Source organism: Xenophilus sp. (genome assembly GCF_044462705.1).
Lineage (GTDB): Bacteria > Pseudomonadota > Gammaproteobacteria > Burkholderiales > Burkholderiaceae_C > Xenophilus > Xenophilus azovorans.
This window is the reverse complement of the sequence record NZ_JBIQNC010000167.1, coordinates 1-10,888: the sequence shown is the minus strand read 5'-3', so window position 1 is coordinate 10,888 and position 10,888 is coordinate 1. Positions and strand designations below refer to the sequence as shown.

The 10,888-nt window shown below is 71.4% G+C and carries 13 protein-coding genes; 8 read left to right on the top strand and 5 right to left on the bottom strand.

All coding sequences use genetic code 11. The features are described from left to right. The first annotated feature begins 231 nt into the window (after positions 1 to 231). The 4 genes from ACIY1X_RS20195 to ACIY1X_RS20180 all read left to right on the top strand — a co-directional run bounded on the left by ACIY1X_RS20195 (position 232) and on the right by ACIY1X_RS20180 (position 4,383). Positions 232 to 1,041, top strand: coding sequence for a beta-ketoacyl synthase chain length factor (locus ACIY1X_RS20195; protein ID WP_399683988.1), 810 nt, complete (start codon positions 232 to 234; stop codon positions 1,039 to 1,041). Between the two features lie 133 nt (positions 1,042 to 1,174). Beyond that, on the top strand, positions 1,175 to 1,897 hold the full coding sequence (locus tag ACIY1X_RS20190; protein WP_399683986.1) for a response regulator: 723 nt from the start codon (positions 1,175 to 1,177) through the stop codon (positions 1,895 to 1,897). Positions 1,898 to 1,910: 13 nt separating this feature from the next. Beyond that, entirely contained in the window at positions 1,911 to 3,095 is a 1,185-nt protein-coding gene (locus tag ACIY1X_RS20185) for a sensor histidine kinase (RefSeq protein ID WP_399683983.1), read from the top strand. A gap of 25 nt (positions 3,096 to 3,120) precedes the next feature. After that, positions 3,121 to 4,383 carry an O-antigen ligase family protein gene (locus tag ACIY1X_RS20180; protein ID WP_399683980.1) on the top strand — a complete coding sequence of 421 codons (1,263 nt, stop codon included), beginning with the start codon at positions 3,121 to 3,123 and terminating at the stop codon, positions 4,381 to 4,383. Between the two features lie 68 nt (positions 4,384 to 4,451). On the opposite strand, the gene ACIY1X_RS20175 is transcribed toward ACIY1X_RS20180, so the two are convergent. Continuing rightward, positions 4,452 to 4,703 (bottom strand): zinc-finger domain-containing protein, encoded by a 252-nt coding sequence (locus ACIY1X_RS20175; protein WP_051953700.1) that lies wholly within the window; start codon positions 4,701 to 4,703, stop codon positions 4,452 to 4,454. A gap of 13 nt (positions 4,704 to 4,716) precedes the next feature. Further along, entirely contained in the window at positions 4,717 to 5,652 is a 936-nt protein-coding gene (locus ACIY1X_RS20170) for a branched-chain amino acid transaminase (protein WP_038210790.1), read from the bottom strand. A gap of 143 nt (positions 5,653 to 5,795) precedes the next feature. Here ACIY1X_RS20170 and ACIY1X_RS20165 point away from each other — a divergent pair, with 143 nt between their 5' ends. Further along, the gene (locus ACIY1X_RS20165; protein WP_399683976.1) at positions 5,796 to 6,773 is read left to right on the top strand and encodes a recombination-associated protein RdgC; all 978 of its coding nucleotides are present in this window, start codon (positions 5,796 to 5,798) and stop codon (positions 6,771 to 6,773) included. Positions 6,774 to 6,786: 13 nt separating this feature from the next. Here ACIY1X_RS20165 and ACIY1X_RS20160 read toward each other — a convergent pair whose 3' ends face one another. From ACIY1X_RS20160 to ACIY1X_RS20150, 3 genes are read right to left on the bottom strand one after another with little or no spacing between them, the layout of a single operon-like run. Beyond that, positions 6,787 to 7,233 (bottom strand): glycerate kinase, encoded by a 447-nt coding sequence (locus ACIY1X_RS20160; protein WP_399683975.1) that lies wholly within the window; start codon positions 7,231 to 7,233, stop codon positions 6,787 to 6,789. Next, positions 7,230 to 8,642 carry a DNA repair protein RadA gene (radA, locus tag ACIY1X_RS20155; protein ID WP_038210796.1) on the bottom strand — a complete coding sequence of 471 codons (1,413 nt, stop codon included), beginning with the start codon at positions 8,640 to 8,642 and terminating at the stop codon, positions 7,230 to 7,232. The genes ACIY1X_RS20160 and radA overlap by 4 nt, the downstream gene beginning before the upstream one ends. Positions 8,643 to 8,647: 5 nt before the next feature. Next, positions 8,648 to 9,241: a GNAT family N-acetyltransferase gene (locus tag ACIY1X_RS20150; protein WP_399683973.1), complete on the bottom strand. Its 594-nt coding sequence runs from the start codon at positions 9,239 to 9,241 to the stop codon at positions 8,648 to 8,650. Between the two features lie 94 nt (positions 9,242 to 9,335). On the opposite strand from ACIY1X_RS20150, the gene hpaR reads away from it, so the two are divergent. The 3 genes from hpaR to ACIY1X_RS20135 all read left to right on the top strand — a co-directional run. Then, the gene (hpaR, locus tag ACIY1X_RS20145; protein WP_399683971.1) at positions 9,336 to 9,809 is read left to right on the top strand and encodes a homoprotocatechuate degradation operon regulator HpaR; all 474 of its coding nucleotides are present in this window, start codon (positions 9,336 to 9,338) and stop codon (positions 9,807 to 9,809) included. Continuing rightward, positions 9,806 to 10,420 carry a fumarylacetoacetate hydrolase family protein gene (locus ACIY1X_RS20140; RefSeq protein WP_399683968.1) on the top strand — a complete coding sequence of 205 codons (615 nt, stop codon included), beginning with the start codon at positions 9,806 to 9,808 and terminating at the stop codon, positions 10,418 to 10,420. Before hpaR ends, ACIY1X_RS20140 begins: the two co-directional genes overlap by 4 nt. Next, the coding region (locus ACIY1X_RS20135; protein WP_399683965.1) for a fumarylacetoacetate hydrolase family protein at positions 10,417 to 10,888 on the top strand (472 nt) is incomplete at its 3' end. The genes ACIY1X_RS20140 and ACIY1X_RS20135, both read left to right, overlap by 4 nt.

Below are 10,888 nucleotides of genomic sequence, written 5' to 3'. Positions count from 1 at the left end.
TCCGCCTGGCGCCGGCGCACGGCGAGGTGCGGCACGCGCTCTCCAATTCCTTCGGTTTCGGCGGCAACAACTGCGCGCTCATTTTTGGAAGAACATGACCCACCCCCGTTTCTCGCGCACTGCGTGTCGCTCGAATCCCCCCTCAAGGGGGCGCACCCAGCGGCCTGGCAGAGCCAGTTCCGCGGGTGCCCTGGCATGGCCTGCTCCGCGGCCTTCTGACTTCGTTCGCGCATGACAACTCCAACGCTATACATCGAGGGCCTGGCCTTCTGGGCCCCGACCCTGCCCGGCTGGGACGTCGCGCGCGCCGCCTTCCGCGGCGAGGGCGCGCCGGCCGACCCGCCGGCGCGCCGGCCCTCGCCCCAGGTGCTGGCGCCGGCCGAGCGCCGCCGCGCGCCCGACTCGGTCGCGCTGGCGCTGGAAGTGGCCGGCGCGGCGGTGGCCGCCAGCGGCCGGCAGGCGGCCGACCTGCCCTGCGTGTTCGCCTCCGCGCACGGCGACCTGGCGATCAACGACTACATGTGCAGCACGCTGGCCGCCACGCCGACGCAGCTCTCGCCGATCAAGTTCCACAACTCGGTGCACAACGCGGCGGTGGGCTACTGGACCATCGGCACCGGCTGCATGCAGGCCAGCAACTCGCTCAGCAGCTTCGACCACAGCTTCGCCGCGGCGCTGCTGGAGGCCGCCGCCCAGTGCGCGGCCGACGCGCAGCCGGTGCTGCTGGTCGGCTTCGACGCCGAGGCGGTGGGGCCGCTCAAGCAGGTGCACGTGAGCGAGGGCCTGCTGGCCGGCGGCCTGGTGCTCTCGCCCGAGCGCAACGAGCGCACCGTGGCGGCGATGGACTGGTCGCTGGTGCCCGGCCCGGCCGAACGCGCGCCGCTGGTCTCGGATGCTGCCCGTGCCCTGCCGCCCAACGCCATCGGCGACCTGCTGCCGCTGTTCGAGGCGCTGGCGCAACTGCCCGACCGCCCCGCCGCCGCGCCGCTGCACATGCCGCTGGACGCGCAGCTCTCGCTGGCGCTGCGGCTGGCGCCCTGAGAGCGGGCGGCGGCGCAGCCGCGCTTTACGGGAGCTTTACGGAGCGTTCAAGCGCACTTTCCCGCCGCGGGGCACCATGGACTGTCGCCCCGGCGCCCCCGGAGCGCGAGACAGGCTGAAGGAACATCACCACATGAGCACGCCGCCCCGACTCCTGATGATCGAAGACGACGCCCGCCTGGCGCAGATGGTGGGCGAGTACCTGACCCAGTCGGGCTTCGCCGTCACGCACCGCGGCGACGGCGCCGGCGGGCTGGAGGAGCTGCAGCACCAGCCGCCCGACCTCGTCATCCTGGACCTGATGCTGCCCGACACCGACGGCCTGGACGTGTGCCGCCGCATCCGCGCGCTGCCGGCGCCGCTGGGCAAGGTGCCGGTGCTGATGCTCACCGCCAAGGGCGACCCGATGGACCGCATCGTCGGCCTGGAACTGGGCGCCGACGACTACCTGCCCAAGCCCTTCGAGCCGCGCGAGCTGCTGGCGCGCATCCGCGCCGTGCTGCGTCGCCGGGCCGACGCGACCACCGCCGCCGCGGCGCCGACCAACACGGTGATGCGCTTCGGCTCGCTCGAGATCGACCGCGACGCGCGCACCGTCACCGTCGGCGGCCAGCCGGCGGAGCTGACCTCCTACCAGTTCGACCTGCTGGTGACGCTGGCCGAGCGCGCCGGCCGCGTGCTCACGCGCGACCAGATCATGGAGGCCGTGCGCGGCCGCGAGCTGGAGGCCTTCGACCGCAGCATCGACGTGCACATGGGCCGCATCCGCGCCGCCATCGAAGCCGACCCGAAGAACCCCAAGCGCATCCTCACCGTGCGCGGCGTGGGCTACGTCTTCGCCAAGCAGCAGGACTGAACCCCGGCGGCCGATGATCAAGCTCTTCACCCGCCACCTCTACGTGCGCATCTGGCTGGCCGTGCTGGCCGGCGTGGCGGTGGTCGTGCTGGCCGCGGGCTGGGCCTGGCAGGTGGCCGAGGAGCAGCGCAGCGCGCCGCTGCCGCGCGACGTGACGCTGCGCAACCCGCAGGACCAGCAGATCGCCACCGGCAAGTCGGTGCGCACCAGCCGGCCGGGCGAGCCGCTGGAGTTCCAGATCACGCTCGACGACGGCCAGCAGTTCACCATGGAACTCGGCCCGCGCACCGACCGCCGGCCGACCCCGCCGCCCTGGCTGCATCCGCAGACCGGCATCTTCTGGCTGCTGGGCATGGTGGGGCTGGCGACGGCGGCGGGGCTGTTCCCGATCGTGCGGCGGCTGACGACGCGCCTGGAAGGCCTGCAGCGCAGCGTGCAGCGCTTCGGCGAGGGCGACCTCGCGGCCCGCGCCCCGGCCGACGACGGCGAGGACGAGGTGGCCGACCTGACGCGCCGCTTCAACGACGCGGCCACGCGCATCGAGCAGCTGGTGCGCTCGCACAAGTCGCTGCTGGCCAACGCCTCGCACGAGCTGCGCTCGCCGCTCACGCGCATCCGCATGAGCCTGGAGCTGATGGGCCAGCAGCCCAACCCGGCCGCCAAGGCCGAGATCTCGCGCAGCATCGCCGAGCTGGACCAGCTCATCGACGAGATCCTGCTGGCCAGCCGCCTGGACGCGCGCGAGGCCGACATGGGCACGATGGAGACGGTGGACCTGATGGGCCTGGCCGCCGAGGAATGCGCCCGCGCGCAGGCGGAGCTGGACATCGCCGAGCGGACCGACCTGGACGCGCTGACGGTGCGCGGCGTGCCGCGCCTGCTGCGCCGCGCGATCCGCAACCTGCTGGAGAACGCGCGCCGCTACGGTGCCGGCGAGATCGAGACCGAGCTGTCGTCCGACGGCGCCCATGCCCGCGTGCGCGTCAACGACCGCGGCCCCGGAGTGCCGGCGGCCCTGCGCGAGCGCATCTTCGAGCCCTTCTACCGGCTGCCGGGCGCCAGCGAGCGCGAGGGCGGCGTCGGCCTGGGCCTGGCGCTGGTCAAGTCCATCGTGGAGCGGCACGGCGGCCGGGTGCGCTGCGAGGGCCGCGACGGCGGCGGCGCCAGCTTCGTCATCGAACTGCCCCGGGGGGCCTGACGGGTCCTGAAAGACAATCGCGCCGATGCGCAGATTGCTTCTCCCCCGCGCCGCGGCCTGCCTGTGGGGCGCGGTGGTGTTCATGCCGGTGGGGCTGAACTACCTCGGCCTCTTCCTCGTCCTGATCTCCTTCCTCTTCGCCGGCGACGGGCGCGAACGGGCGCGGCGCGTGCGCTCGCACGCGCTGTGGTGGCCGCTGGCGGCGCTGGTGGCGTGGCAACTGGTGGTGCTGGCCATCGGCGGGCACTACCCCGAGACGGGGGTGAACCTGTGGCACGGCCTGCGCGTGCCGCTGACGGTGCTGCTGGCGCTGGCGCTCACGCGCGATGAGGCGCAGTGGGCGATGCGCGGCTTCCTGGCCATCGTGGCGGTCAACGTGGCCTACATCGCGGTGTTCTACGGCCTCATCGTGCTGGCGGGCATCACGCCGCCGGTGCCGCCGGGCATCTTCCGCAGCGTGATCTTCCTGGTGGGCAACAAGTCGATCAACAACGCGCTGCTGTTCACGCTGCTGGGCGCCTGCGCGGCGGCGGTGGGGCTGGCGCTGCTGGCGCGGCACCGGCCGTACGCCGCGCTGGCCGCCTTCTGCGTCACGGCCATCACGCTGGTGATCATCAACTTCAACCTGGTCTCACGCACCTCGCTGCTGGCGCTGCTGGTGGTGATGCCGCTGATCTGCATCCATCAGTGGCGCCGCCAGTGGCGCACGCTGGCGGCGGCACTGCTGGTGGGCGGCGCGGTGCTGGGCGCGGCGGCCTGGAAGGCGCCGCAGGGCATCGAGCAGCGCCTGGCGCTGGGCATGCAGGAGATCGAGGCGGCCAAGGCCGGCGCCGTCTCGGAGGGCAGCTGGGTGGTGCGCTACTACATGTACACCGAGACGGCCCGCATGATCGCCGAGCGCCCGCTGGCGGGCTGGGGCATCGGCGCGTGGAACAGCGAGTGGCGCAAGCGCGGCCCGGCGCTGCTGGCCGACTACAACATGCCGCACAACGACTACCTGTGGATGGGTTCGCAAACCGGCCTGCCCGGCGCGCTGGCGCTGCTGGCGATGGTGCTGGCCGGCGTGTGGCAGGGCTGGCGGCGGCCCGACCTCACGGGCCGGCTGGCCTTCGCGTCGATGCTGATCCTGCTGATGGCGACCTGCGCCAACTCGGCCCTGCGCGACGCGCAGATCGGGCTGTCGCTGCTGTGGATCGCGATGGTGGTGCTGCGCATGGCCGGCGAGGCCGGCATGCCCTGGCTGCCGCTGCTGCCCAAGCGCTGGCGGGGGACGCTGCAGGAGGCGTGAGGAAGGCGCGGGCCGCAAAAGCAAAGGGCCGCAATGCGGCCCTTTTTGCATGAAGCGCCATGCGACGCTCAGTGGTGGTGCCCGAAGTGCTCCCCCGCCTTGAGCCGGTAGACCGTGCCGCAATACGGGCACTTCGCCTCGCCCGTGCGGGCCACGTCGAGGTACACGCGGGGGTGGTTGTTCCACAGCTTCATGTCGGCCTTGGGGCTCGGGCAGAAGACGCCGCCCTGGTGGTTCAGGTCCTTGGCGGCGAGTTCCACCAGCGAGCGGCGCTCGGCGGACTTGACCTGGTCGACGAGCGAACTGTTCGATGCGGACATGGGACCTCTCGGATCAGACCTTGGTGAGCCAGTGGGCGTACTTGGGGTTCTTGCCGTTCACGATGTCGAAGAAGGCGCTCTGCACCTTCTCCGTCACCGGGCCGCGCGAGCCGATGCCGATCTGCACGCGGTCCAGCTCGCGGATGGGCGTCACCTCGGCGGCCGTGCCGGTGAAGAAGGCCTCGTCGGCGATGTAGACCTCGTCGCGGGTGATGCGCTTTTGCACCACCTCGATGCCGAGGTCCTTGGCGATGTGCAGCACCGTGTTGCGGGTGATGCCGTTGAGCGCGCCGGCCGACAGGTCGGGCGTGTAGATCACGCCGCCCTTGACGACGAAGATGTTCTCGCCCGCACCCTCGGAGACGAAGCCGGCCGAATCCAGCAGCAGGGCCTCGTCGTAGCCGTCTTCCGTGGCCTCCATGTTGGCCAGGATGGAGTTGCTGTAGTTGCTCACCGCCTTGGCCTGCGTCATGGTGATGTTGACGTGGTGGCGGGTGTAGCTGCTGGTCTTGACGCGGATGCCGCGCTTCATGCCTTCCTCGCCCAGATAGGCGCCCCAGGCCCAGGCCGCGACCATGGTGTGGATGGTGTTGCCCTTGGGGCTCACGCCCAGCTTCTCGGAGCCGATCCACACCAGCGGGCGCAGGTAGCAGCTTTCCAGCTTGTTCTCGCGCACCACCTGCTTCTGCGCCTCGTTCACCTGCTCCCTGGAGAAGGGGATGTTCATGCGCAGGATCTTGGCGCTGTTGAACAGGCGCTCGGTGTGCTCTTCCAGGCGGAAGATCGCGGTGCCGTTGACGGTGTTGTAGGCGCGCACGCCCTCGAAGACGCCGCAGCCGTAGTGCAGGGTGTGGGTCAGGACGTGGATCTTCGCGTCGCGCCAGTCGACGAGTTCTCCGTCCATCCAGATCTTGCCGTCGCGGTCGGCCAGCGAGGGAATCGCGCTCATGAGTTGTCCTTGGGGGTGGCTTCGGGGGAAGCCGGCGATTTTACGGCGCGGGGCGCGGCCGGGCTTTACCGGTGCTTACCGCCGGCCGGCCGCGGCGTGCACGCACAATCGCCCCCTTTCGCTTCTGCTCTCCCCGTACCGCCGTGCCCCGCTTCAAGAACGCCCTCGCCTTCCGCATCGAACCCTCCTGGAACCCCGACTTCGACGCCGCCCAGCAGCAGCTCGACGGCCTGCGCTTCGTGCCCTGCGGCCCCTCGCAGGAGTCCTCCACCGGCTGGGTGCCACCGCGGGGCGCCGAACATGGCCTGCTGCTCGAATCGGTGGGCGGCCAGTGGCTGCTCGAATACATGATCGAGAGCAAGACGCTGCCCGCCTCGGTGATCCGCCGCAAGGTGGACGAGCGCTGCGCCCAGATCGAGGCGCAGACCGGCCGCGCGCCCGGCAAGAAGGAGAAGAAGCAGATCAAGGAGGACGTGACGCAGGAACTGCTGCCGCTGGCCTTCACCCGCCATGCGCGCGTCGCCGTGTGGATCGACCCGCAGGCCCGCAGGCTGACGCTGGACACCTCCAACCAGGCCCGCGCCGACGCCGTGGTGACGGCGCTGGTGCAGGGGCTGGACGGCTTCGCCGTGGCGGCCTTCCACACCCAGGTGGAGCCGGCCAGCGCCATGGCCGGCTGGCTGGCCACGCAGGAGCCGCCGGCCGGCTTCACGATCGACCGCGAGTGCGAGCTCAAGGCCACCGACGACTCCAAGGCGGTGGTGCGCTACGCCAAGCACCCGCTGGACATCGACGAGGTGCGCGGCCACATCGAGGCCGGCAAGCGTCCGACGCGGCTGGCGATGACCTGGGAGGACCGCGTCTCCTTCGAGCTGACCGAGGGCATGCAGCTGCGCAAGCTGCAGTTCCTGGAAGGCGTGTTCGACGGCGGCGGCAGCGACGCCAAGCAGGGCGACGAGGGCTTCGACGCCGACGCCGCCATCGTCACCGGCGAACTGGGCGCGCTGCTGCCGGCGCTGATGGAGGCGCTGGGCGGTGAGATGGCGATGGGCCAGCCGGCGCCGAAGGCAGAGGCCGCACCGGCGGAAGCGCCGGCACAGACCGAGGACGCCCCGTTCTAGGCGCGGCGCCGGCTCAGGCCGGCGGCAGCGCCGCGTTTTCTCCCTTTTCCTCCCCGGCCGATTCCTGCGGCGGCTCGGGCCGCGTCAGCGCCCACTGCACCAGCTTGCCCTCGGCGAAGGTGGCGTCCACGTACGAACCGCCGCCGTCGGCCCAGCGATAGACCTCCGGCTGCTCGTCGCGCGGCGAGCGCAGCTCGCCGAGCGAGCGCGTCATGGCGATCACGTGCAGCAGCGTCATCTTTGGCTTGAGCTTGGCGTTGAGCATCACGGCGCTGCCGATGTAGCCGATGGGCCGGTCGGCGGCGCGGCGCATGACCTGCATGGTGCGCGTGAAGTGCAGCAGCAGGAACATGACGATGCCGCCGGCGACGGCCATCACGCCGCTCCAGCCCCACGAGCGGTAGCCGACGATCAACAGGATGAGGCCGCCGAGCGGCACCAGGATTTGCTGCAGATTCATGGGGCGCGATTGTCGCCGTCGATGCTGCGCAGCAGCTCAATGGCCTGCTCCACCCGCTCGACGGGGTGGATGGTGAGCCCCTCCAGCTCGCGCATCGCCTTCTTCGGGGCGTTGGCCTTGGGCACCACGGCGATGGAGAAGCCGAGCTTGGCCGCCTCGCGCAGCCGCTCCTGCCCGCGCGGCGCCGGCCGCACCTCGCCGGCCAGCCCCACCTCGCCGAAGGCGACGAAGCCCTTGGGCAGCGGCTTGCCGCGCAGCGAGGAGGCGATCGCCAGCATCACCGACAGGTCGGCCGCCGGCTCGCTGATGCGCACGCCGCCCACCGCGTTGACGAACACGTCCTGGTCCATGCAGGCCACGCCGGCGTGGCGGTGCAGCACGGCCAGCAGCATCGCCAGGCGGTCGCGCTCCAGGCCGACCGACAGGCGCCGCGGGCTGGGCCCGCCGTCGTCCACCAGCGCCTGGATCTCCACCAGCATCGGCCGCGTGCCTTCCAGCGTGACCAGCACGACGCTGCCCGGCACCGGCTGCTCGTGCTGGCTGAGGAAGATCGCGCTGGGGTTGGCCACGCCGCGCAGGCCGCGCTCGGTCATGGCGAAGACGCCGATCTCGTTGACGGCGCCGAAGCGGTTCTTGATGGCACGCACCAGGCGGAAGCTCGAATGCGTGTCGCCCTCGAAGTACAGCACCGTGTCGACCATGTGCTCCAGCACGCGCGGGCCGGCCAGCGCGCCTTCCTTGGTCACGTGGCCCACCAGCACCACCGCCGTGCCGCTGGCCTTGGCGAAGCGCGTCAGGTGCGCCGCGCACTCGCGCACCTGCGCCACCGAGCCCGGTGCGGAGGTGAGCTGATCGGAGTAGATGGTCTGGATCGAGTCGATGACGGCGATGGCGGGGCGGTGCGTGTCCAGCGTGGCGAGGATCTTCTCCAACTGGATCTCGGCCATGAGCTGCACCTGCGAGCGCTCCAGGCCGAGGCGGCGCGCGCGCAGCGCGACCTGCGCGCCGCTCTCTTCGCCGGTGACGTACAGCGCCATCTGGCCGGCGTTCTGCAGCGCGTCGGTGGCCTGCAGCAGCAGCGTGGACTTGCCGATGCCCGGGTCGCCGCCGATCAGCGTGACGCCGCCGGCCACGATACCGCCGCCCAGCACGCGGTCCAACTCCTCGATGCCGGTGGGCGTGCGCGCCACGTCGGCCGCCTCGATCTCGGCCAGCACCGCCAGCTCCGACGAGCCCGCCAGCGCGGCGTAGGACTGTCCGAAGCGGTTGTTCTGCGCGCCGCCGCCGGCCGGCGCGGCGGCCTGCTCGATCAGCGTGTTCCAGGCGCCGCAGGCGGGGCACTTGCCCAGCCACCTCGGGCTGGTGCCGCCGCATTCGCTGCACACGTAGGTCGTCTTTTCCTTGGCCATGCTTGTCAATCGAGGGGGATGCGGTAGCGCAGCTCGGTGCGGCCGCCGTACAGCGGCGGCGGCGTGAAGGACTCGACGAAGCGGCCGCCGCACTTCTCGATCACGCGCTGCGAGGCGATGTTGTCCGGCTGCGTCGTCAGCTCCAGGTAGCTCATGCCGGCCAGCAGGTCCGTGGAGCGCAGCTCGCGCAGCAGCGTCTGCAGCGCGAAGCTGGCCACGCCGCGCCCGCGGTGCCACGGCACCACGCCGTAGCCGATGTGGCCCAGGCAGTAGGGCGGCAGCGCCGAGGTGCCGCGCGCGAACCGGAAGCCGATGGAGCCGAGGAAGGCGGGCGCAGGGCCGTCCGCTTCCGTCTCCAGGACCCAGCGGCGGAAGCCGGGCAGGCGGGGCACCGTCGAGCCGTCGGGCATGCGCAGGTCGCCGCCGCGGGCGTCGAGGTCGTCCAGGCCCGCCACGAATCCAGCGGGGTCGGCCTCGATCCGCTCCAGCTCCTGGCGCCGGGCCTTCTCGGGCGAGAGGTTGTCCGGCGACCAGCCGCGCAGCAGGGCGTCCCGGTAGCTGCCGAGCAGCGGCACGGTGGGGGCGGCCAGGGTGTACATCCGGTGATTATCGAGACACAGGGGTAACTACCTAGACGCTGCATCCGATCTATATTTAACATGTTAAATAAATCGACGAAGCCAGCCTCCTGCCGTGACCCACACGTCCTTCGCGCACCGCAACCTGCCGCGCCTGCTCCTGCAGGCGCGCGAGGCCGTGATGGCCCACACCCGGCCCAGCCTGCGCGAGCAGCAGTTGTCGGACCAGCAGTGGCGCGTGCTGCGCGTGCTGGGCGAGCACGGCGCGGTGGAGACGGGCCGCGTCGCGCGCGAGGCCTTCATCCTGGGCCCCAGCCTCACCGGCGTGCTGGCGCGCATGGAGCGCGACGGGCTGATCACCCGCCACCGCGACGCCGCCGACCAGCGCCGCACCGTCATCGAGGCCACGCCGCAGGGCAAGCGGCTGGTGCGGCGGCTGTCGACCACCATCGAGGCGCACTACCAGTGGTTGGAGCGCTCGCTCGGCAAGACCAAGCTGTCGCAGCTGTACGCCCTGCTGGACGACCTGATCGCACTCGAACAACCCGCGCCGGCGCCTGCCACGCTGGCGGAGGAAGCCAAGGAATGAGTTTTCTACCCACCGGCACGGTGTACGGCGTGCTGCTGAACTTCCGCGCCGAATTCGGCGCACTGGCGCCACGGATGCATGAGCCGCCCTACAAGGCGCCACCCAAGGCGCCCGTGCTCTACGTCAAGACCGCCAACACCTGGACGCCCTCGGGCGGCGCCATCGCGCTGCCCGCGCGCGTGCCCGAGGTGGAGGTCGGCGCCACCATCGGCATGGTGTTCGGCGAGGCCGGGCGCGTGGCGGGCTACGTGCTGATGAACGACCTCTCGGTGCCGCACGCCAGCTTCTTCCGCCCGCCCGTCAAGTTCAAGTGCCTCGACGGCTTCCTGGGCATCGGCCCGGCGCTGCGCGAAGGCGGCGATCCGGGCGGCTTCTCGCTCGAAGTGCACATCGACGGCGAGCTGCGCCACGCGGCCGACTTCTCGCAGCTGGTGCGCAGCGCCGCGCAACTGCGCGCCGACGTGGGCGAATTCATGACGCTGCGCCCGGGCGACGTGCTGATGCTCGGCTGCAACGCCGGCCGGCCGCTGGCGAAAGCGGGGCAGCGCATCGAGATCACCGCGCCGGGCTTCGAGCCGCTGGCCAACACGCTGGTGCAGGAGGCCGCATGAAGCACGCACGCGTCGTCTTCGAGGGACGGACCTTCGACGCCACCGAACGCGATGGCCAGCTGCTGTTGGCCGACGGCCGCACCGCCGCCTTCGACGCGGTGCAGTGGCTGCCGCCGCTGGCGCCGGTGCCGCGTCCGCGCACCATCCTCGCGCTGGGGCTGAACTACGCCGACCACGCGAAAGAGCTGGAATTCAAGGCGCCCGAGGAGCCGCTGGTCTTCGTCAAGGGCGAAGGCGCGCTCATCGGCCACCGGCAGACCACGCGCCGGCCCGCCGGCGTGCAGTTCATGCACTACGAATGCGAGCTGGCGGTCGTCGTCGGCCGCACGGCGAGGAAGGTGAAGCGCGGCGACGCCCACGACTTCATCGCCGGCTACACCGTCGCCAACGACTACGCGATCCGCGACTACCTAGAGAACTGGTACCGCCCCAACCTGCGCGTGAAGAACCGGGACACCTGCACGCCCA

Bases quoted from the DNA above. Each gene is read 5' to 3' on its own strand.
- ACIY1X_RS20160 (WP_399683975.1), bottom strand. From the start codon at position 7,233: ATGAATCTGCAGCAAATCCTGGTGCCGCTCGGCGGCCTCATCCTGTTG.
- ACIY1X_RS20150 (WP_399683973.1), bottom strand. From the start codon at position 9,241: ATGTACACCCTGGCCGCCCCCACCGTGCCGCTGCTCGGCAGCTACCGG.
- radA (WP_038210796.1), bottom strand. From the start codon at position 8,642: ATGGCCAAGGAAAAGACGACCTACGTGTGCAGCGAATGCGGCGGCACC.
- ACIY1X_RS20170 (WP_038210790.1), bottom strand. From the start codon at position 5,652: ATGAGCGCGATTCCCTCGCTGGCCGACCGCGACGGCAAGATCTGGATG.
- ACIY1X_RS20175 (WP_051953700.1), bottom strand. From the start codon at position 4,703: ATGTCCGCATCGAACAGTTCGCTCGTCGACCAGGTCAAGTCCGCCGAG.
- ACIY1X_RS20185 (WP_399683983.1), top strand. From the start codon at position 1,911: ATGATCAAGCTCTTCACCCGCCACCTCTACGTGCGCATCTGGCTGGCC.
- ACIY1X_RS20140 (WP_399683968.1), top strand. From the start codon at position 9,806: ATGAGTTTTCTACCCACCGGCACGGTGTACGGCGTGCTGCTGAACTTC.
- ACIY1X_RS20180 (WP_399683980.1), top strand. From the start codon at position 3,121: ATGCGCAGATTGCTTCTCCCCCGCGCCGCGGCCTGCCTGTGGGGCGCG.
- ACIY1X_RS20195 (WP_399683988.1), top strand. From the start codon at position 232: ATGACAACTCCAACGCTATACATCGAGGGCCTGGCCTTCTGGGCCCCG.
- ACIY1X_RS20190 (WP_399683986.1), top strand. From the start codon at position 1,175: ATGAGCACGCCGCCCCGACTCCTGATGATCGAAGACGACGCCCGCCTG.